The following is a 20938-nucleotide window of genomic DNA, read 5'->3' on the forward strand; positions in this document are numbered from 1 at the left end:
GGCCACCCCACTGGTGGATCCCCCTCGTATCCTGCTTCGCAAAGCCGGACGAGATATAGACCTTACACGGCCAAGGGAGTGCCTGCAAAATCCATCCCGCCAAACCGGCCCGGGACGTATAGCCTTGCAGCATGAGCCCTGCGCACCCGGAGAACTGGCCCGTACTCGTCGTCAAAGGCGCCTCGGATAGCGAGTTGTTGAGAGACATCAAAATGCTCGCCGCAGCTGCCGAGGAGTCGGACGGCAATCCCCCGTTGTCCGAACAGACCCTCGTCATGCTGCGCGGAGCCGATTCCGGCGACCACTCAGTGCTCACCATGGCCCTGTATGCCCCGGACGAGCAGTCCGATCCGGCGAGCGGCCAGGACCTGGCGGGAATCGCCGTCGTGGTTGAAGCGGACGACGGGACCGGGGTCCTGGAAATGGCGGTGCACCCCAGCTACCGCAACCAGGGTGTCGCCGGGCGGCTGTTGGACTCGCTCCGGGACAGCCGCGGGCTTGCGGGCCTGAACGCCTGGTCCCATGGAAACCACGAGGCCGCCGCGGACCTCGCGGCCCGCTACGGCTACGGCCCCGTACGTGAACTGTGGAAGATGCGCCTCATGTCCTCCACCGCGGAACTGCCCGACCCCGGCCTGCCTGAGGGAGTCTCGCTGCGCGCCTTCGTGCCGGGTCAGGATGAGTCCGCCTGGCTGGCTGCCAACAGGGCAGCATTTGCCCACCATCCAGAGCAGGGGTCGCTCACCCGGGCCGATCTGGAAGCCCGGATGGCCGAGGACTGGTTCGACCCCGCAGGTTTCCTGCTCGCCGTGAATCCGGCCGGGGAGCTGCTCGGCTTCCATTGGACGAAGGTGCACCCCCGGCAAGGATCCCACCCGGCCATCGGCGAAGTCTACGTCGTCGGCGTAACGCCTGCAGCCCAAGGCCTGGGACTCGGCAAGGCGCTCACTGTTGCCGGGATCAGGTATCTGCAGAGCCACGAGCTGCACTCGGTGATGCTGTACGTGGACGCCGACAATACCGCGGCCGTCGCCCTGTACCAGAAGCTGGGATTCGTGCGCTGGGACGTCGATGTCATGTATGCGCCGCTAGCCGGGAAGTAACCCGGAACCAAGGCGTATCTGAAAGGCTAGGACATCTAGGATTCCGGCACGTGGAATCCTTGTAGGGTTGAATCAAACCCCGCGCTGAACGAGAAGGAGAGCCCGATGAACCCGGACCCGGTCGGAACCACCAAAACCGAGGTCAAGGGCGCAACCTTGCCTCCCCGCTTCGGTTCATCCGAAGTCCCGGCAGCGCGGGCAACCCAGGACCGCATCGACATTCCTGAGTTTGCGCCCTCCCTAGAGCCCGAAGGCGACATCACTCCGGACCGCTTCCTGGACCGCGAACTGAGTTGGCTCGCCTTCAACTCGCGCGTCCTCGAACTCGCGGAGGACCCGGACCTCTTCCTGCTGGAGCGAGTCAATTTCCTCTCCATCTTCGCCTCGAACCTGGATGAATTCTTCATGGTGCGGGTAGCCGGCCTGAAGCGTCGCATCGCCACCGGACTCGCGGTTCCCTCCCCTGCCGGCCTGAGCCCCATCGAAGTCCTGGAGCAGATCGGCGATGCGGCCCGGAAGCTGCAGGAACGCCACGCGCGCGTTTTTGCCGAGCAGATCCGCCCCGCTTTGGCCTATGAGCACATCCACCTCATGCGCTGGGACGAACTCGACGACGAAGCCCAGCACCGCTTGAGCATCATGTTCGGCGAGAAGGTCTTCCCGATCCTCACTCCCCTCGCCGTCGATCCGGCCCACCCCTTCCCCTATATCTCCGGGCTCTCCCTCAACCTGGCCGTGATTGTCCGCAACCCCGTGAGCGACAAGGAACTGTTCGCCCGCGTCAAGGTTCCGGACCAGCTGCCCCGTCTCGTTTCGATCGACGGCCCGCGGGCCGGCGCGGTCCCGGGCCGCGTGGCCCGGTTCATCGCGCTCGAAGAGGTCATTGCCGTGCATCTGGACAAGCTGTTCCCCGGAATGGAAGTCATGGAGCACCACAGCTTCCGCGTCACCCGCAACGAGGACGTGGAAGTCGAAGAGGACGACGCCGAGAACCTCCTGCAGGCGCTTGAAAAAGAACTTCTGCGCCGCCGCTTCGGCCCGCCCGTCCGGCTTGAGGTCACCACGGACATCAACCCGAACATCCGCGCGCTCCTGGTGCGGGAACTCGGCGTCGAGGAATCCGAGGTCTACTCCGTCCCGGCACCCCTGGACCTCCGGGGCCTGTCCGTCATCGGCGGCATCGACCGCGCCGACCTCCACTACCCGAAGCACGTGCCCCATACCTCGCGGTACCTGAACGAATCCGAGACGTCCAAGGCCGCCAACGTCTTCGCGGCAATGCGCCGCCGCGACATCCTGCTGCACCACCCGTACGACTCGTTCTCGACGTCGGTCCAGGCTTTCCTCGAGCAGGCGGCCGCCGACCCCAAGGTCCAGGCCATCAAGCAGACCCTGTATCGCACGTCCGGCGATTCCCCCATCGTGGACGCGCTGATCGATGCTGCCGAAGCCGGCAAGCAGGTGCTGGCCCTCGTGGAGATCAAGGCCCGCTTTGACGAGCAGGCCAACATCTCCTGGGCGCGCAAACTGGAGCAGGCCGGAGTGCACGTGGTGTACGGAATCGTGGGACTCAAGACGCACTGCAAGTTGTCCCTGGTTGTCCGCCAGGAAGTGGACGGCCTCCGCAGGTACTGCCACATCGGCACGGGAAACTACCACCCCCGGACGGCCCGCTACTACGAGGATCTCGGTCTGCTGACCTCCAACGAGCAGGTGGGCGAGGACCTGTCCAAGCTCTTCAACCAGCTCTCCGGGTATGCCCCCAAGTCGACGTTCAAGCGGCTCCTCGTGGCCCCCCGCTCGGTGCGGTCCGGGTTGATCGACAGGATCGAGACCGAGATCCGCAACGCCCGCGCGGGAATCACCGCGCGGGTCCAGATCAAGGTCAACTCCATGGTGGACGAAGCCATCATCGACGCCCTTTACAGGGCGTCGCAGGCCGGGGTGAAGGTTGACGTCATTGTCCGCGGCATCTGCTCGCTGCGCCCCGGAGTGCCTGGATTGAGCGAGAACATCACGGTCCGCTCCGTCCTGGGCCGCTTCCTGGAGCACTCCCGCGTGTTTGCCTTCGCCAATGCCAACGATCCCGTGGTCTACATCGGCTCAGCGGACATGATGCACCGCAACCTCGACCGTCGGGTCGAGGCCTTGGTGCAGCTCTCCAGCCGGGAGGACACCGCCGAGGTCATGGACCTGCTGCGGCGCTACATGGATCCCGGCACGGCCAGCTGGCACCTTGACAACCAAGGCCACTGGACCAGGTTTCACCAGGCCGAAGACGGCTCGCCTCTGCTGGACATCCAGTCCTGGCTGCTTGCCTCCCGGTCCCGCCAACGTGCAGTCGCCCGGCGGTAGGTAGCGAAAAGTTGAAGAGCGATACACCTGTTGCAGACCAGACGGACCATCCCGGGGAGCCGATCGCCGTCACGGCGGCCGGCGCCATTCCCTGGCGTGTCACCAAGGGCGCCCTTGAGGTCCTGCTGATTCACCGGCCCAAGTACGACGACTGGTCCTGGCCCAAGGGCAAGCTCGACGCCGGGGAAACCATCCCGGAGTGCGCTGTCCGCGAGATCAGGGAAGAAATCGGCCTCAAGGCAGCCCTCGGGATCCCCCTTCCTCCGACGCATTACCATGTGTCTGCCGGGCTGAAGGTGGTGCACTACTGGGCGACGCAAGTCAACGGGTCCATCATCAAGCCGGACGGCAACGAAGTGGACGCTTACATGTGGGCCGCGCCGGACAAGGCGGCGCGTTTTTTGAGCAACCCGACGGACGTGGGTCCCCTCCAGGCGCTGGCGAAGGCCCACCTTAATGGTGAGCTGGAGACGTGGCCCCTGATTCTGGTGCGCCATGCCAAGGCAAAGCCGCGGTCCTCCTGGACCAAGGCCGAGGGCAGCCGGCCGCTGGCCGTGACGGGTCAGCGGCAGGCGTTGGCCGTGGAGCGGCTTCTGGGCGTATGGAAGCCTCTGCGGATCGTGAGCAGTCCGTGGGCCAGGTGCGTATCCACCATCGCGCCGTACGCCAAGTCAGCCGGAGCCAAAGTGAAACTTGTCGAGGCCCTGACGGAGCACAACCACCAGCGGAGCCCGAAGAAGACGTCCGCCGTCGTCGAGGGTTTGTTCGACAAGCAGCGTGCGGTGGCGTTGTGCACCCACCGGCCGGCGCTCCCCACCGTCTTGAAGACGCTTGGAGAACGCATGGGTCCGGAGCTTCACGAGGCGCTTCCGGCCCAGGACCCGTACCTGGCCCCCGGCGAGATCATCGTGTGCCACGTGGCCCGCGGAAACGGTCAGCGCGTAGTGGCCGTGGAACAGATCAAGCCCTTCGACGACTGACTCCAGTAAGCTGGGTGCGTGAGCATCCCAACCCCATATGAAGACCTCCTGCGCGACGTCATGGCCAACGGCACGCACAAGTCGGACCGCACGGGCACTGGCACTCGGAGCGTTTTCGGCCGCCAGCTGCGCTTCGATTTGAGCCAGGGTTTCCCGCTCATCACCACCAAGCGGGTGCACTTCAAATCACTGGCCCTGGAGCTCTTGTGGTTCCTCCGCGGCGAGTCGAACGTGAAGTGGCTCCAGGAGCAGGGCGTCACCATCTGGGATGAGTGGGCAGACGCCGACGGCGAACTCGGCCCGGTGTACGGCGTGCAGTGGCGGAGCTGGCCGGCTCCCGACGGCGGCCACATCGACCAGATCGCCGAACTCATGAAGGGCCTGGCCGCCAACCCGGATTCGCGCCGGCACATCGTTTCGGCCTGGAACGTGTCCGAGATCAAGGACATGGCCTTGCCGCCGTGCCACGCGTTCTTCCAGTTCTACGTTGCCGACGGCAAGCTGTCCTGCCAGTTGTACCAGCGTTCGGCCGACATGTTCCTGGGTGTTCCGTTCAACATCGCCTCCTACGCGTTGCTGACCTGCATGCTGGCCCAGCAACTGGGCCTTAAGCCCGGCGATTTCGTCTGGACCGGCGGAGACGTCCACGTTTACGACAACCACGTTGAACAAGTCACCGAACAGCTCTCCCGGGAGCCGTACGAGTACCCGCAATTGCGCTTCGCCCGCAAGCCGGACTCGATCTTCGACTACACCTTCGAGGACTTCGAAGTAGTCGGCTACCGCCACCACCCCTCCATCAAAGCGCCCGTGGCGATATGAGCAACCACGAAACTCCTGCCGCGGAGTCCCCTTCCTCCGGGGAGGGCGCGGAAACGCTCACCGGAATCGGCCTGGTGTGGGCACAGACCGGCAGCGGAGTGATCGGCAAGGACGGGACCATGCCATGGCACGTTCCCGAAGATTTGCAGCACTTCAGCCGGCTGACCACGGGGCACCCGGTCATCATGGGCCGGAAGACGTGGGAGTCTTTCTCCGCAAAGTACCGTCCTCTGCCCGGCCGCACCAACATCGTGGTGACCCGGCAACACGGCTGGGCGGACTCGCCCGAAGCACATGGCGCCGTCGTCGTCTCCTCACTTGATGCCGCACTCCTCGAGTCCCAGTTCGCACCGGGCGGCCAGAATGTCTGGATCATCGGCGGGGGCGAAATTTACCGGCAGTCCATGGACATCGCGAATGTCGCCGTCGTTACGGTCATCGATTCCGACATCGACGGCGACACCTTCGCGCCGGAGTTCGGTGAGGCTTGGAATCTTGAGGCAACGCAACCGGCTGAAGGCTGGCTGACCGCCAAGAACGGCACCAACTACCGGATCGCCACATGGCGCCGGACGGAAGACTGAGAATGCTGAAGAAACCTGAGACCCTGTTCGTGCTCGGCTACATGCTGTTGCCGCTCTTCGCGCTCTTGTCCGCGATCGTCGGGCTCACCATGATCCTGGGCGGCAACAAGATCCTGGGGATCATCGTCCTGATAGTGGTAACCCAGGTTTTCGCTTTCGGCGCGTTCTACGCCCTGCGTGCCCGAAAGGCGGCCCTGCTGGAAGAACCCGACGCCTCACCCAAGTAGCTCGCATTAGATGTCGTTTAGAGGGCTCATAACGACACCTATTGCCAGTCAGTTGGGTCGTGACGTAACCGACAGCGGCCGGGAGCCGCGAAAGTCTAGACTGGTTCAATGACTACAGCAGCTAATCCGTCCGTTGGACTGGTCGGTTGGCGTGGCATGGTCGGCTCCGTCCTGATGCAGCGCATGCAGGAAGAGGGCGACTTCGCCAACATCAACCCGGTATTTTTCTCCACCTCGAACGCGGGAGGTGCCGCGCCGTCTTTCGCTGGTACAGCAGAAGGTGCCGCAGGCAAGCTCGAGAACGCGTTCGACATTGAGACTCTTGCCAAGCTGCCGATTATTGTCACAGCCCAGGGCGGCGACTACACAAAGCAGGTCCACGGCGAGCTTCGCAGCCGGGGCTGGGCCGGGCTCTGGATCGACGCCGCGTCCACGCTGCGCATGAACGACGACTCCATCATCGTGCTGGACCCCATCAACCGCGACGTCATCGACGCCGGCCTGTCCGGCGGCGTGAAGGACTACATCGGCGGCAACTGCACGGTTTCCTGCATGCTCATGGGACTCGGCGGCCTGTTCAAGAACAACTTGGTCGAGTGGGGCACCTCCATGACCTACCAAGCGGCGTCGGGCGGCGGTGCCCGCCACATGCGCGAACTGCTCAACCAGTTCGGCACCCTCAACAACGAAGTCAGCAGCGAACTGGACGATCCCGCCTCCGCGATCCTGGAAATCGACCGCAAGGTCCTGGCCACCCAGCGCACCGGCGTCGACGCCACCCAGTTCGGCGTGCCGCTTGCAGGCTCCCTGATCCCGTGGATCGACGCCGACCTCGGCAATGGCCAGTCCAAGGAAGAGTGGAAGGCCGGGGTGGAAACCAACAAGATCCTCGGCACCGGCAACGGAAAGCCGGGCAAGGACCATGTTGTCATGGACGGGCTCTGCGTCCGTATCGGCGCCATGCGCTCCCACTCCCAGGCACTGACGCTCAAGCTGCGCGAGGACCTGTCCGTCGCCGAAATCGAAAAGCTCCTGGACGCCGACAACGAGTGGGCCAAGGTTGTGCCCAACACGAAGGAAGCCTCCATGGCCGACCTCACCCCGGTGGCTGCCTCCGGCACCTTGGAGATCCCCGTGGGCCGTATCCGCAAGCTCGAGATGGGTCCTGAATACATCAGCGCGTTCACCGTGGGCGACCAGCTCCTCTGGGGTGCCGCCGAACCGCTGCGCCGCATGCTGAAGATCGCTACCGGCACCCTCTAGGCGTCCTGCCTTAGTCAACTAACCCGCAGTTGATGTCGTTTTGAGCGCTCATAACGACATCAACTGGGGGGAGCCGGTGGGGACTTGCGAGGCGAGGGTGGCGGTGGGGATGAGTTGGGTCCCGTCAGCTCTCCATGAACCGCAGGTACTTCACCGCCTGGAGTTCGAAGGATCGTTTGGCCGCAGGGGCCAGGCCTTCCGCAGCGAACGGTTCAGGCACGACGACGGCGCTCCGGCCGGTGCCGCTGCGGGACCAGGTGCCCACCACTTCGCCGCCTGACACAATCATCCGCTTGAAGACCCCGTTGCCCCCAGGAACGACTTTCTGGAAATGCCCAGGGGGCAGGACAAGGCTGCGGTCCTTATACCCGAGCAGGAATTCATCGAATCCAGGCAAGGCGAGGACCGTACGCGAGCCGGGAACGCCGTCGTCGAGCAGTGCCGCCGTCTCGGGCGACAGCCAATAGGACGTTTCCCGGAAGACGAGCTCAACGATTCGGCCGCGGATGACCTCGTGGGCTGCCCGGACTTCGGCTTTGGGAATCTGGCTCCACCACGCGAAGTCCGCGAGTGTGGCCGGTCCGTGGCTGCGAATATACCTGAGCAGGAATTCGGCAATTCCTTCTCCACGGTCGAGGCGCCGGGATTCCGGAATCCACTCATCGAAGGCGACGAACAGTTGCTGTCCCAGGGCTTTGCCTGCCGTGCCCGCCGGAGGACCTTGCACCAGCCAGGCGTTCTGGCACAGAATCCAGAGCAAATGGATGCCGCGTTGGGCCGACGTCATTTGGCCAGCGGATTCGAAGATCTTGAAAAGCTCCTCGCGCGTGGCGCCAGGACTGCCGCAGACGCGTTCGAGGGCCAGGTCCCGGCACGTCGCGACGTCCGTCTCGTCGATGCCGAGTTCCCGGTGCCGTGCGGCAACAGAACGCATGGATCGCTCTGTGGTGATGGCGAGGATCCAGCGCAAGTCCTGCGGCGGAACCAGGTGCAGCGTGCCTCGCATAGGCCAGGACCGGACCACTGTGCCGCTCTCCAGCGCTTCCAACACCTTGGATAGTCCGGAACCGGGGACCCTCTCCCCCACGGCCCAGAACGCCGAGGCAAGGTCTTGAGCCTGCATGGCACCCATCCGGGAGACGCATTCCTCCGGGCTACCGAAACCCCCAAGCAATCCTTGGCTCGCGAGCCGCATCCTGCCCATGACTCCGGGGGTGACCCTGATCCTCGCCGAAGCTGCCATGGCCACATCGTAGGACGCATGGCGGACAGCTTCAGTCCTCAATTGCTCGCAGGAGGAACTCCCATGCCGCTCACAGGGGCCGTCCAGCGGGCCCTCCTACTCTAGGGGAATGCTGTTCGGTGAGTTAGGTCCGCTGCTGCGGCCGCTCAGCCGGCGGTTAGCAGCCGCTGGTTGGTGTGCTGCCGCCGTCGGGCTTGTCTGCGGCTTGGCCATAGCTGTTGGTGCGGGGGTCCGGTTATCCCCGTCGATGCAGACTGTCCAGGAGGTTGGACTTGCCGCCACAGGCGCGGCCGCCCTGCTTCTGGGCCTTGCAGCCGCGAGCCAGCCATCGTCCGATCGGCGCGTTGACGATCGGCGCGTTGACGATCCCGAATCCGGGTTCACGGGCGCGAACGATCAAGTGCGCAGTTTCCTGCTCGCCGCGATTGTCATGCTCCTGGGCGTGGCCGGCTTTGCGGCGGCAGGCTGGATTTCCCCGGGCGGTCCGTCGCCCCAGAGCATGGCGTTCAGCCAGATCTTCCTCTTGGGGGCCGCGAGCTGCGGACTGACGTTCCTCTTGCTCAACAAGGTCCATCCGACCGGAAAGCGCTGAAGCGCGTTCCTCGCGGGGACCTACGCAGGCTCCTACAGGGCCAAACCGATCAGTAGCGGCTCCGGGTGCAGTTCGATGCCAAAGCGCTCGACGACGCCGCGGCGCACCTCGCGCGCGATGGCCACAAGATCCTCCGCGCTCGCCCCTCCGCGGTTGGTGATGGCGAGGGTGTGTTTCGTGGACAGCGAGGCCCGCCCGCCGGACACGCCCGCGGGATCGAGTCCGAAGCCCTTTCCGAAGCCGGCCTGGTCGATCAGCCAGGCTGCGGACAGCTTCACGAGGCCGTCGTTCCCGGCGGGGTACTGCGGCGCTCCCTCGGGCAGCGAGGCAGCTGCGGTGGCCGGAACAATCGGGTTGGTGAAGAAGGAACCCGTGGAGTACGTATCCCTGTCCGAAGCGTCGAGGACCATGCCCTTGGAGGCGCGCAGCCGCAGGACTTCGCGCCGGACGTCGTTGGAATACGCGCGCTTCCCGGCCTCGACCCCGAGGGACCGGGCCAACTCCGCGTACCGGATGGGCGCACTCATGCGTCCGAGCGGCAGCTGGAATTCAACCGTCAGCACGACGTAACGTGGCGAGCCCTCGGTGGTGGTCTGTTTGAGGATGGAATCCCGGTAGCCGAACTTGAGCTCCGAGTTGGTGAAGGTGTGCACGGCGTTGCGTTCCCGGTCCCAGGTGCGCACGGCGGCGATGGTCTGGGACACGTCGGCACCATAAGCGCCAACATTCTGCACAGGAGTGGCGCCCGTGGCACCCGGGATGCCGGAGAGGGCTTCCAGCCCGGACCACGCGTGCAGCACCGAGTGCCCCACAAGGGCGTCCCAGTTGTGCCCTGCCTGGACCACCACGGAAACGCCTCCGCAACTGTCTTCCGAGTTGACGGTGAAGCCCTGCGAAGCGATCTTCAGCACAGTGCCCGGGTATCCGGCGTCGGAAACCAGCAGGTTGGATCCCCCGCCGATAATGAGCAGTTTCTCGCCCGCAGCATCCGCCGTGCGGACGGCGTCGATGATTTCCGCCTCGGTGCGGGCCTCCACAAAGGCGCCGGCAGGGCCACCAACGGCGGCCGTGGTCAGTTCGGAAAGCATCGTCTGGGTCACCAAACAAGCCTAGCTGGGATTCGTTGTGCCAGCCGACCCCGGGGCGCGCCGGTCAGGCGCGCGCCCCGGCGCGCGAGCTGATTACTTACGCAAGTTTCACAACGGCTTGGGACTTCATGAGGACCTTCTGGCCGCCGAAGGTGACGGTCAAGTCGATGCGCGCGGTGCGGGCCTCGGCGTCGAGCGCTCCCACCACTCCGGCAACCTCGATCACGGCGCCGGGCTCGCTGGTACCGGTGGTGTCGGCGACCAGCACGGGCTTGGTGAAGCGCGTCTGGTAGTCGACGACGGCGGCAGGGTCGCCGGCCCAGTCGCTCACCAACTGCACGGCAGAGCCCATGGTGAACATGCCGTGGGCGATGACTCCGGGAAGCTCGACGCCGGTGGCGAAGGATTCGTTCCAGTGGATCGGATTGAAGTCGCCCGACGCGCCCGCGTACTTGACCAGGTCCTGGCGCGTGACCTCGATGCTGCGGGTGCCGATTTCCTGCCCGACGGTGAGTTCTTCAAGTTTCAAGCTCATGGCTACTGTCCCTCTCCGCGGACCAGGATGGACGACGTGGTGGTGGCGACCTTTTCGCCGTCCAACGTTGTGATTTCCGAACGCGTCGTGATCATGGCCCCGCCGCCCATGGCGCGGACGCCGTCGACGTGCAGTTCGGCCCGCAACTGATCCCCTGCGACGATCGCGCGGTGGTGCGTGAAGCGCTGGTCGGCGTGCACCACGCGGCTGAAGTCGATCCCTGAATCGGGGTCCTCGATCAGCTGGGCATCCGCCCGCTGGGCGACGATGATGGCGAAGGTCGGCGGGGCGACGAGGTCGCTGTGGCCAAGCGCTTTGGCGGCTTCGACGTCGAAGTGGGCGGGGTGGGTGGCCTTCACGGCCCGGGCGAACTCCCGGATCTTTTCGCGGCCGACGTCGTACACCTCTGAGGCAGGGTAGCTGCGGCCCTGCAAATCCGGGTTAATAGTCATGATCCAACCCTATCGGCCCCTGAGCCGGTAAGAAGAGCCGGACGGCTACTCCGTGGCAGGCGGTCCGAACCATCTGGTGAGGGCGTCGGCGAGGCCCCGTTGGGAGCCTTCTCCGACCCAGGCCACATATCCGTCGGGCCGGATCAACACGGCAACGGGGGCGGGGACTGCCCCGATTGCGGGAAGCTCCCAAGTCCCGGGGTAGGTGGCGTCGATCAACTGAACGCGGTCCGCCCACGGCGTGATGTCGATGCTGCCGGGCTCGCCAAGGTTAAGGAGCACCGGCTGGGCACTGTGCAGCAGGCTGAAGACACGCAGCGGGCCGACGGGGGTGGCGAGGTCGAGATCGGGCATGCGGCGTCCGAGCAAAGGGTGACCCTCGCCGACGTCGTAGTGTACATCGAGGCCGGACTGCATCGCCGCGAAGCGCTGGCGCGGCTCCTCCATGCCGAGGAGCTCGGCCACGACCTCGCACACGGCCTTCGTGCGTTCGTCCTGGCGGCGGAGCGCGACACTCGCCATCGTGTTGCGCAGCACGCGGGCGGCCACTGGGTGGCGCTCGGCGTGGTAGCTGTCGAGGAGGCTTTCCGGCGATGTCCCCTTGACCACCTGCGCCAGCTTCCATCCCAGGTTCACGGCATCCTGCACGCCGGTGTTGAGGCCCTGTCCGCCGTCGGGGGCATGCACGTGTGCCGCGTCGCCGGCGAGGAGGACCCGTTCGTCGCGGTAGTTCGCGGCCTGCCGGGTCATATCGGTGAAACGGGAGATCCAGATGGGACTGTGGGCCCCGTAGTCCGTCCCGCATACGGCGATGAGCGCCGCGCTCAGGTCCTGGAGGGTCGGCTCGTTCGCGGCCCCGACGTGCTCTTCGGTCACCATGACCCCGACGGGTCCACCCTCCGCGTAAACGATCTTGCCGTCGTGGATCTTGTAGTCGAGCTTGCCGAACGAGTGGATGCCAAAGGCGTTGGTGTGGACGCCCAGTGGCGGCTGCTCGGCCATTTCGACCTGGGCGATCAGGGCGCTGGTGGTCGGATCCCACCCCGGGAACTCGATGCCGGCCGCCTTACGGACCAGGCTGCGGCCGCCGTCGCACCCGACGAGGTATTCCGCGCGCAGCGGCTCGCCGGCGGACAGCCCGACGTCGACGCCGGTCCCGTCCTGCGCGAAACCGGTCACCTCGCGCCCGTAGTAGATCGGCACCGCCAGCTCGGCGACCCACCCGGCCAGGATGCGCTCGATGTGGTTCTGCCACAGGCCGAGCCCGTAGTTGTGCCGGGTAGGAAAGTCGCTGAGGTCGAAACGGACGCCGCCGAACCCCGCAACCTGGGCGACCTGTCCTTCGGACAAGAAGCGATCGGCAATTCCGCGCTGATCGAGGACCTCGATGGTTCGCGAGTGCAAACCGCCTGCACGTGAGCCGGCGAGCTCCTGATTTGCGCGCCGCTCGACAATCGCTACGTCGACGCCGGCCAACGCCAGTTCGCCCGCGAGCATCAGCCCTGTGGGGCCTGCTCCGGCGATCACCACCGCGTGCTGGGTCATTCCGCGGGCTACTTCTTCAAGCTCTTGCGGACCTGCTGTCCGCGGACCACCATGCCCACGACATGCAGGACCAGGCCGAGCCCGATCACGAACAAGGACGTCAGAGCAAGGCCCTGGTTATGGGAGGCGTTGCCAATGATCGTCAGGATGATCCCGACGGCGATAAGCCCCATCGCGCCGAAAACCAGCGTTTTGTAGGCGATTGAGGCCGTGGCCCAGAATTCGTTCAGCACCACCCAAGTTTAGGACACTTGCCGAAACCGCGGGTTCCACAGGGCGGGAACCGACGCAAGTGAGCGAGCGTGGCGTCAAAACCCGATATAAGCGAGCGAGCGTCCGACTCCAGCCAACGCCCGCTCACATATACGGCTTTCCAGCCAACGCCCGCTCAGATCATCTGCAGGAGGGTTTCGGGTATTTCCCTCATACGTGAGCGGGCGTCCTGAAAAAGCCGGACTTAGGTGAGAGAGCGTCGGTGGGTGCGCTTACAGAGAGGGCTGGACCCCGAAGGCTACCGCGAGCTTCATGATCTTTTCGGCGCGGCCGAGGCGTGGAAGGTCGGAGCCGTCGCGGATGACCCTGCCGTTGGCTTCGAAGTCGTTCATGAAGTCCGTGGCCCAGGCGACGTCGGACGGGGTCGGGCTGATGACTTCGTTGATGACCGTGGTCTGGTCAATGGCCAGGCAGAGCTTGCCGGTCATGCCCATGGTCACAGTGATCCCGGTCTGCTCGCGCAGGATCGGGTGGTTGGTGCCGACGGTGGGGCCGTCGATGGGACCCGGAAGGTTGCCCACGCGACTGGCGACGACGAGCTTGGCACGCGGGTACGCCATTGCCTCAGGCGTGGCGGCCATGCCCGTGTCCCGGCGGAAGTCGCCCGAACCGAAGGCGAGGCGGAAGGCACCCTGTGCGCGGGCGATGTGGTTGGCTTCCTCGATGCCGAGGGCCGACTCCACGAGCGGGATGACCGGGGTCTTGCCGTCCATGCGGTGGAAGGACTCGGTGACCTGGTCCGCGGACTCAGTCTTGGCGAGCATGACTCCCAAGAGACCTGGCGTGCCACGGAGGCCGGCGAGGTCATCGGCCCAGAACGGGCTGGTGGCGTCGTTGATGCGGACCCAGGCCTGGCCGCCGGCGGTCAGCCAGTTGATGACGTTGTCGCGGGCAATGTCCTTCTGCGACGGGTCCACGGCGTCTTCAATGTCAAGGATGATGGCGTCCGCGCGCGACGAGGCCGACTGGTCGAAAAGCTCCGTCTTCATGGCGTTCACAAGGAGCCAGGAGCGGGCAATCTCGGCGGGAATGTTGCGGGTGGACCGAATGGACTCGGCGGCGGTGCTAGACGTCATGTATCTACCGTATCCGGCCAGCCACCAGGAACGCTAAGAATCGGGCACCGGTGTGAGCATCAATACGAACAAAACGATTGTGACAGCCAGCCCCAGCCCAACTGACTCGCAGTTGTTGTCGTTATGAGCCCTCAAAACGACAACAACTGCGAGTCAGTTGGGTTTAACGCGCTTTAGGGGAGCTTGCTGCCCCGCGCACCCACCCACAGGCCATACCACTCGGCGCGCGTCATTGCTGCGGCAACGGCGGGAGCATCCGCGCAGGCAGCGATCCGCGCCGGGTTGGAACTGCCCAGCACCGGGGAAATTCGCGCCGGATGCTTCATGAGCCAGCCCAACAACACGGACTCAGGAGTGACGCCCTTTGCTTCCGCGAGCTGGGCGACCAGAGCGGCAGTCGCAGTGTCCGCGGCAGTCGGGAAAACCGGCGTCGAGCCCGTGTACCGGCCCTGGGCGAGGGAACCGTAGGCCTGCAGTTCAATCCCCCGGCCGACGCAGTGTTCCAAAGTGCCGTGCGGAAAACTGTAGCCGAGGGCGTCGTCGTGGTTGACCAGGACCCCGCTCTCGAGCCACGCCCGCCGGTGCAGGCTCATTTCCAGCTGGTTGGCCACGATCGGCACCTCCAGCTGGTCCTGCAGGAAGGCGATCTGCGCGCCGGACATGTTGGACACGCCCAATTGCCGCACCTTACCCTCCGCCATGAGCTGCCCGACGGCGGACGCCACCTCTGCGGGTTCCATCAGGGGATCGGGACGGTGGAGCAGAAGCACGTCAACGTAGTCGGTCCTCAGCCGTTCCAGGCTTCCATTGACCCGCTCCAGGATGGCGTCCTTGCTGAGGTCGTAATGTCCATCGACGCCGGGCTGGCTCAGCCGGATTCCGCACTTGGTCTGGAGCTGGATCTTTTCCCGCAGCCCCGGCGTCCGGGCGAGGACTTCGCCGAAGACGGCCTCGGCCTTGCCGCTGCGGTAGATGTCGGCATGGTCGAACAGGGTGATCCCGATGCCCATGGCGGCTTCGATCGCGGCCGCGGCCTGCTCGATTTCGACAGCACCGTATTCGCTGCCCTCCCAAGGACCTCCGAGGCCCATGCATCCATAAACAAGCCGGCCCGCGGCAGTTTCACTCTTTGCAGTCATTTTCCAACTCTTTCACAACGCAACTAACCCGCAGTTGTTGTCGTTTACAGCCTTCAAAACGACATTAACTGCGAGTTAGTTGGGCGAGGGATAGGGGCAGGGGCGAGGGACTAGACGATCCAGGCCGTCGTGTTTGCCGGGAGCTTGCCGCCTTCGAGCGGTGCGCTGCTCACGACGACGGTGCCTTCCGGAAGTGCCACGGGCTCGGTGCCGAAGTTCGTCACCGACTGCCAGCCGTTGGGGCGCACGAAATGGAGCACCGACTCGTGACTGGACGGGATCCACTCCAGGTCCTCGGCCGCCCGCAGTTCCGAACGCAGTTCCAGGGCCTTGCGGTATAGCTCCAGCGTGGAGCCGGGAACGTTCTCCTGCTCCGCCACCGCGTAGTCCGCGAACCATTCAGGCTGCGGCAAGTGGGCATGTCCCTCGCCGAAGCCGAACGACGAACCCTCGCTGGTCCACGGCAGCGGGACACGGCAACCGTCACGGCCGACGTCGACTCCCGGGTTGCGGAAGAACGCCGGGTCCTGGCGCTGGCCGGCCGCGATGTCGCCGACTTCCTGCAGTCCGAGTTCTTCGCCCTGGTACAGGTATGCGGAGCCGGGAAGGGCGAACATCAGCAACGACGCGGCGCGGGCGCGGCGCAAGCCGAGCTCGGCGTCGACGTCGGCGGCCGAACCGCCGTCGAGCAGCCACTGCTTGCCGTCCTGGCCCAGGCCGTCACGGCCGCCGCCCGCGGGCAAGCCGTAGCGGGTGGCGTGCCGGACGACGTCGTGGTTGGAGAAGACCCAGGTGGAAGAAGCACCGGAGGCAGCGGCTTCGCTGAGGTTCTTCGTGATGATGTCGCGGAACTGGCCTGCGTCGAAATCAGCCTGGAGGAGGTCGAAGTTGAATGCCTGGCCCAAGCCGTCGGGGCTGGCATAGCGGGCGCGGCGGTCAGCGTGCACCCACGCTTCGGCGACGGCCGTCCGGGGCGGGTTGTACTCATTGAAGACCTTGCGCCACTCGGCGTAGATCTCGTGCACCTCATCGCGGTCCCAGAACGGGTGGGCGCCCAAAGCGTTTTCGCCCTCCTTGGGCAGCTCGGTCTTCGACGGCAGAACCTCCGGCAGGTCTTTCGTGAGGGCATGGGCGACGTCGATGCGGAAGCCGTCCACGCCACGATCGGACCAGAAGCGCAGGGTCTTCAGGAAGTCCTCGCGGACCTCGGGGTTGTCCCAGTTGAAGTCCGGCTGCTCCTTGGTGAAGATGTGCATGTACCACTGCCCCGGGGTGCCGTCCGGTTCGGTGATGCGCTCCCAGGCTGGGCCGCCGAAAATCGAGTCCCAGTCCGCCGGGGGCAGTTCGCCGTTCTCGCCCAGACCGTCGCGGAAAATGTAGCGCTCGCGGGCTGCCGAACCCTTCGGTGAAGCCAGCGCCTCCTTGAACCATTCGTGCCGGTCCGAAGAGTGGTTCGGCACGATGTCCGCGATCAACTTGATGCCTGCGGCGTGCAGGGCGGCCGCCATCTCATCGAAGTCTGCAAGGGTGCCCAGCTTCGGGTCAACGTTGCGGTAGTCATCGACGTCGTAACCACCGTCAGCCAGGGCCGACGGGTAGAACGGGCTCAACCAGACGGCGTCGATGCCGAGGGATTTCAGGTACGGAACCTTGGCGGTAATGCCCTTGATGTCGCCCAGTCCGTCGCCGTTCGCGTCGGAAAAGCTGCGCGGGTAGATCTGGTAGACAGCCGCTTGGCGCCACCAGTTCGGATCGGCCATGCGCTCGGAGCGCTCGGAGTCGAAGTGGGTGGCCATGGTGACGGTGGAGGACAAAGGGAATCCTGTTCTGTGTCGACGCTGCGATGGACGGGGCTTTATTTAGAATCTAAATTTAGTGCCTCTAGTATTATGTGACGCATACCAACAGAAGGTCAACAGCCATGCCCGATATCGCGACTGCCACTCCGCAGATGCTCCGGCGGTTCAACGCGGCCACCGTGCTCGGAGCCATCCGCGCTTCCAACGCCGTGACTGTTTCTGAGCTGATGGACGCCACCGGCTTGACCCGCGCCACCACCATTTCCGTGTGCGAAGACCTCATGGCCCGGGGCTGGATCCGAGAGCTGGAGAACCAGCGTGACTTCGGCACGTACCAAAAGGGCCGCCCCGCACGACGCTTCGAGCTCGACGAAAGCGCCGGCTGCGTCTTGGGGATCGACGTCGGCGTGCTCAAGACCACCGTTGTGGTGGCCGATCTGCGCGGCCGCACCATTGGACGGTCCAGTGGACCATTTCGCGCCAGGGAGATCGAAGCGGAGGAACGGATCCGGGTTATCAGCGAAACCGCTCTCCTTGCCCTCGAGGCTGCCGGAGTGGCACCGGACAAAGTCCTCGCGGTGACGGTCGGGCTTGCCGCCCCGGTGGGCCGCGACGGAAACATCCTCGTCAGCCAGCCGTTCTGGAGCCTGTTCGACGTCGGGCTGAAGAAGGCCCTGCACGATCTGCACGGATGGGCTGTGGTGCTGGAGAACGATGCCAACTTGGCGGCATTGGGCGAATGTTGGCGCGGCGCCGGCAGCGGCGTCCAGGACTTGGCAGTCCTCCTTGCCGGTGAACGTTTCGGCGCGGGCCTGGTGGAATCCGGCCGTTTGCTTCATGGCAGCCGCGGCGGCGCTGGCGAGATGGCCTACCTGGACATGGTGGACGGAGTCGGATCGGCGGACGGCCTCGCCGCGCTGGCCAGATTGTGGGCGGCGGAAGCCCTGGCGGGAAAGTCGAAAACCACACTGCGGACGGCGGCCCCCGCTGGCCAGGAGGTCACGGCACAGCACGTCTTCGCCGCTGCTGCCGAAGGCGACAAGGTTGCGTTGGACATCCTGGACCGGCTTTCGGATCGGCTGGCCCGGGTAGTCTCCACGGTGGCCATCATGCTCAACCCGGAGCTCGTGGTGATCGGCGGCGCGGTGGCAGCTTCGGCGTCGGCCCTTCTTGAGCCGACCGTCCGGAAGCTGGCTGCCTACACCGCCACTCCCCCGCGGTTGGCAGCGTCGCCGCTGGGCGACGCGATTGTTGGCATCGGCGCGGTCCGACACGCACTCGACCGCGTCGAGAAGAACTCCCTGGACCTGGTGCTGCGGCGGCCCAAGACCTTCGACAGCTAGTCCGGCATCGCCATGGTGCGGAGGTCGAGCTGGCGCAGCACCCGGTCCGCAACCTCGGGATCCATCCCCGGTTCGCTCCGTGCCGCGACCACTTCCTGGCGCGCGGCGTCGAGGGCGATGGTCTGGACTGCTATCGCCAGTTCCCTGCCGCGTTGGCGCTTTTCAACGTCTGTTTCGTTCTTCAAGGTCCCGTCAAGCAGCTCGGCGTGCAGGCGGGTCATCTTTTCCTTGACGAGCGCCACCTTGTCCGCCGGCAATTCCTTCATCAGATCGTGTTCCTTGAGCGCGGAGATTGCGGCGGTCTGGGCGCGCTTGGCCAAGAGCCGCGCGGCATCCTTTTCGTGCGAGCCGTCTTCGGATGCCTTGAGCACGCGCATAAGCCAGGGAAGGGTCAGCCCCGGCAGCACCAGGGTGGCCAGCAATACCGCGCAAGCGATGACCAGAATTTCGTGCCGGGCGGGGAAGTCGCCCCCATCGGCAATCGTGAGCGGGAGGGCCAAGGCGAGTGCGAGCGTCGCGAGGCCGCGCATGCCACACCAAGTCAGGATCAGGACCTCCTTGGGGGACGTCGGCTGCAACAGGTTCTTCCGCTTGCGGGCCGAGATCGCCAACAGCCCGAGCCACGCGAAACGGACAACGAACACCAGCACGCACACCGCCACGGCCGGGCCGATCATGCCGTAAACGGCCGCTCCCTCGTCCCGGATCACATGCCGGATCTCCAACCCCACAAGTCCGAACGCCAGGCCCGTCGCGAGGAGTTCCACCACATCCCAGAAAGCGGTGCGCGTGACACGTTCGGCCGCGTCCTGGGACCGCGCGTGCCGCTGTGTCTCCAGCGCCGTCACGACGACGGCGATCACCCCCGAAGCGTGGAGTTCTTCCGCCAGGATGTAGGCCGCGAAGGGAATCACCAGGGTCACGGCGCTTCGGGCCACCATGGAGGTGACCAGCTTGGTGATCAGCCTCGTCAACCAGCCCATCGCGATGCCGACGATGACGGCCAGTGCCGCACCGATCACGAATTGGAGCACGACGCCGGCCCCCAGCTTGGTGCCGGAAACCGTCGCCGCCACCGCGGCCTGGAAGATCACGATGGCTGCAGCGTCGTTGAACAAGCCCTCGCTCTGGAGCACCGTGATGAGCCTGCGCGGCATGTGGACGCGGCCGGCGACGGATTCAACCGCAACCGGGTCCGGCGGAGCCACCATGGCCCCCAGCGCGATCGCCGCAGGAATGCCGATCCCGGGAATCATGAGCCACGCGGCTCCGGCAACTACAGCCGTGGAGACCACAACAAGGGCGACAGCCATGAGCAACAGCGTCCGCCATCGGACCCGGAACACCGCCCAGGAGCTCTTCTGCGCGGTCGCAAAGAGCAAGGGAGGGAGGAATATCGGCAGGATCAGTTCCGGCGCAAGCTCAAAATCCGGGAACCCCGGGATGAAGGTCATCGCTGCAGCCAGCAACAGCATCAACACCGGGTACGGGAGCCGCAAGCGGTCCCCCAAGCCCACGGCCACGACCGTTGCAAGCAGCAATCCAACAATGAGTGCCAACTGGTCCATGTTCCCGATTTCCCCAGACGTCGTAGCGGCAGCGTCCCGGGCGCATGCCGTGGACTAGCCCTACCAACATATCGCGGCTGGGCGCGGTCCCGAGGCCGGTTTTGTGGCCGGCATGGCATAGTCCCGGCTGGGCGCGGCTAAGACGCCGTGAGGGCCTCGACCACCGGCACCGCACCGTCCCTGAACTCGATGGTGCGGCGCACAGTTTCCGGCAGTTCCAAGACGGCGGCAGCCACCAAGGCGACATTGGCCCGCGAGGTTTCCGTCCCCACGCCCGGGTCCGCGGGGCTTACCTCGATGAGCGCAGAGCCCGGATTGCTGGTCAGCGCCCCCGGACCGAGGATCGTCCAGTCGAGGTCTGTCCCACGCAGGTACTCGTCGGCCGCGGCTTTGGCTTCCGCATAGGCATAGAAGCTGTTGTCTTCGGGAACGCCGTGGTTGGGCCCGGCCCCGAAGTAGGACACCATCACATAGCGGGCCACGCCCGATTGCGCCGCGGCATCCATCGAGCGGATGGCGGCGTCCCTGTCCACCGCATACGTACGTTGCGGGCTGCCGCCCCCTGCCCCGGCTGACCACACCACCGCATCGTGGCCGTCAAGCGCGGAGGCGATCTCCGCCGTCGTCGACTTCTCGACGTCGAGTATTACCGGGGCTGCACCCGTCACCGTGACGTCGGGCGCGTGTTCGGGATTGCGGATGAAGGAAGTGACCGCGTGGCCTTCGTTGCTCAGGATGCGGGACAGGTGCAAGGCCACCTTGCCGTGGCCGCCCATGATTGCGATTCGACTCATGGACCCATTCTGTCGCAGTGGTCAAGTACCTCGGCCGCACCCTCCCCAAGTCGGTGGATAAATTCCCGAAAAATAGCCCTCTTCGCATTTGCGGAAAGGAATGACTAATTCGTAAATACTTCGAACAAATAGGGCCTTCAAAAACTAAGCAGACTTA

20 protein-coding genes are annotated in these 20938 nt (G+C 65.2%); 9 read left to right on the forward strand and 11 right to left on the reverse strand.

What is annotated here, in order from left to right:
• The first annotated feature begins 131 nt into the window (after positions 1–131).
• The 7 genes from mshD (at position 132) to asd (ending at position 7334) form a co-directional block, all read left to right on the forward strand.
• Positions 132–1103: a mycothiol synthase gene (mshD, locus tag QRN45_RS15635; RefSeq protein ID WP_284763901.1), complete on the forward strand. Its 972-nt coding sequence runs from the start codon at positions 132–134 to the stop codon at positions 1101–1103.
• Between the two features lie 105 nt (positions 1104–1208).
• Entirely contained in the window at positions 1209–3458 is a 2250-nt protein-coding gene (locus tag QRN45_RS15640; RefSeq protein WP_078108055.1) for an RNA degradosome polyphosphate kinase, read from the forward strand.
• Positions 3459–3469: 11 nt separating this feature from the next.
• On the forward strand, positions 3470–4438 hold the full coding sequence (locus QRN45_RS15645; protein WP_284763902.1) for an NUDIX hydrolase: 969 nt from the start codon (positions 3470–3472) through the stop codon (positions 4436–4438).
• An 18-nt stretch (positions 4439–4456) separates the two neighbouring features.
• On the forward strand, positions 4457–5260 hold the full coding sequence (locus QRN45_RS15650) for a thymidylate synthase (protein ID WP_284763903.1): 804 nt from the start codon (positions 4457–4459) through the stop codon (positions 5258–5260).
• A complete protein-coding gene (locus QRN45_RS15655) occupies positions 5257–5844 on the forward strand; it encodes a dihydrofolate reductase (RefSeq protein WP_284763904.1) in 588 nt (195 codons plus the stop codon). The genes QRN45_RS15650 and QRN45_RS15655 overlap by 4 nt, the downstream gene beginning before the upstream one ends.
• A gap of 2 nt (positions 5845–5846) precedes the next feature.
• The gene (locus QRN45_RS15660; protein ID WP_264636761.1) at positions 5847–6071 is read left to right on the forward strand and encodes an NF038396 family protein; all 225 of its coding nucleotides are present in this window, start codon (positions 5847–5849) and stop codon (positions 6069–6071) included.
• Positions 6072–6179: 108 nt separating this feature from the next.
• On the forward strand, positions 6180–7334 hold the full coding sequence (asd, locus tag QRN45_RS15665; protein ID WP_078108050.1) for an aspartate-semialdehyde dehydrogenase: 1155 nt from the start codon (positions 6180–6182) through the stop codon (positions 7332–7334).
• A 124-nt stretch (positions 7335–7458) separates the two neighbouring features.
• Here asd and QRN45_RS15670 read toward each other — a convergent pair whose 3' ends face one another.
• Positions 7459–8577 (reverse strand): winged helix DNA-binding domain-containing protein, encoded by a 1119-nt coding sequence (locus QRN45_RS15670; protein WP_284763906.1) that lies wholly within the window; start codon positions 8575–8577, stop codon positions 7459–7461.
• A gap of 247 nt (positions 8578–8824) precedes the next feature.
• On the opposite strand from QRN45_RS15670, the gene QRN45_RS15675 reads away from it, so the two are divergent.
• Positions 8825–9169: a hypothetical protein gene (locus QRN45_RS15675; protein WP_284763908.1), complete on the forward strand. Its 345-nt coding sequence runs from the start codon at positions 8825–8827 to the stop codon at positions 9167–9169.
• A 32-nt stretch (positions 9170–9201) separates the two neighbouring features.
• Here QRN45_RS15675 and QRN45_RS15680 read toward each other — a convergent pair whose 3' ends face one another.
• From QRN45_RS15680 to QRN45_RS15715, 8 genes are all read right to left on the reverse strand, one after another.
• Positions 9202–10269, reverse strand: coding sequence for a UDP-N-acetylmuramate dehydrogenase (locus QRN45_RS15680; protein ID WP_284763909.1), 1068 nt, complete (start codon positions 10267–10269; stop codon positions 9202–9204).
• 85 nt (positions 10270–10354) lie between these two features.
• Positions 10355–10792, reverse strand: coding sequence for a MaoC family dehydratase (locus QRN45_RS15685; protein ID WP_264636763.1), 438 nt, complete (start codon positions 10790–10792; stop codon positions 10355–10357).
• A gap of 2 nt (positions 10793–10794) precedes the next feature.
• Complete coding sequence (locus tag QRN45_RS15690; RefSeq protein WP_078108045.1) at positions 10795–11244, reverse strand: FAS1-like dehydratase domain-containing protein; 450 nt, start codon at positions 11242–11244, stop codon at positions 10795–10797.
• A gap of 45 nt (positions 11245–11289) precedes the next feature.
• The gene (locus tag QRN45_RS15695) at positions 11290–12789 is read right to left on the reverse strand and encodes an FAD-dependent monooxygenase (protein WP_284763910.1); all 1500 of its coding nucleotides are present in this window, start codon (positions 12787–12789) and stop codon (positions 11290–11292) included.
• Between the two features lie 8 nt (positions 12790–12797).
• Positions 12798–13022 (reverse strand): DUF3188 domain-containing protein, encoded by a 225-nt coding sequence (locus QRN45_RS15700; RefSeq protein ID WP_241707065.1) that lies wholly within the window; start codon positions 13020–13022, stop codon positions 12798–12800.
• A 252-nt stretch (positions 13023–13274) separates the two neighbouring features.
• Positions 13275–14138 carry an HpcH/HpaI aldolase/citrate lyase family protein gene (locus QRN45_RS15705; RefSeq protein ID WP_241707064.1) on the reverse strand — a complete coding sequence of 288 codons (864 nt, stop codon included), beginning with the start codon at positions 14136–14138 and terminating at the stop codon, positions 13275–13277.
• Between the two features lie 173 nt (positions 14139–14311).
• On the reverse strand, positions 14312–15277 hold the full coding sequence (locus tag QRN45_RS15710; protein ID WP_284763911.1) for an aldo/keto reductase: 966 nt from the start codon (positions 15275–15277) through the stop codon (positions 14312–14314).
• A 110-nt stretch (positions 15278–15387) separates the two neighbouring features.
• Entirely contained in the window at positions 15388–17091 is a 1704-nt protein-coding gene (locus QRN45_RS15715; protein WP_241707062.1) for a glycoside hydrolase family 13 protein, read from the reverse strand.
• A gap of 107 nt (positions 17092–17198) precedes the next feature.
• On the opposite strand from QRN45_RS15715, the gene QRN45_RS15720 reads away from it, so the two are divergent.
• Positions 17199–18419 carry an ROK family transcriptional regulator gene (locus QRN45_RS15720; protein WP_284763912.1) on the forward strand — a complete coding sequence of 407 codons (1221 nt, stop codon included), beginning with the start codon at positions 17199–17201 and terminating at the stop codon, positions 18417–18419.
• On the opposite strand, the gene QRN45_RS15725 is transcribed toward QRN45_RS15720, so the two are convergent.
• Both QRN45_RS15725 and QRN45_RS15730 read right to left on the reverse strand, forming a co-directional pair.
• Complete coding sequence (locus tag QRN45_RS15725) at positions 18416–19987, reverse strand: Na+/H+ antiporter (protein WP_264636767.1); 1572 nt, start codon at positions 19985–19987, stop codon at positions 18416–18418. The genes QRN45_RS15720 and QRN45_RS15725 overlap by 4 nt on opposite strands.
• Before the next feature lie 137 nt (positions 19988–20124).
• Positions 20125–20781, reverse strand: a complete 657-nt coding sequence (locus QRN45_RS15730; RefSeq protein ID WP_284763913.1) for an SDR family oxidoreductase — start codon at positions 20779–20781, stop codon at positions 20125–20127.
• Positions 20782–20938 lie beyond the last annotated feature (157 nt).

The organism is Arthrobacter sp. efr-133-R2A-63 (assembly GCF_030209795.1).
GTDB lineage: Bacteria > Actinomycetota > Actinomycetes > Actinomycetales > Micrococcaceae > Arthrobacter > Arthrobacter bambusae_A.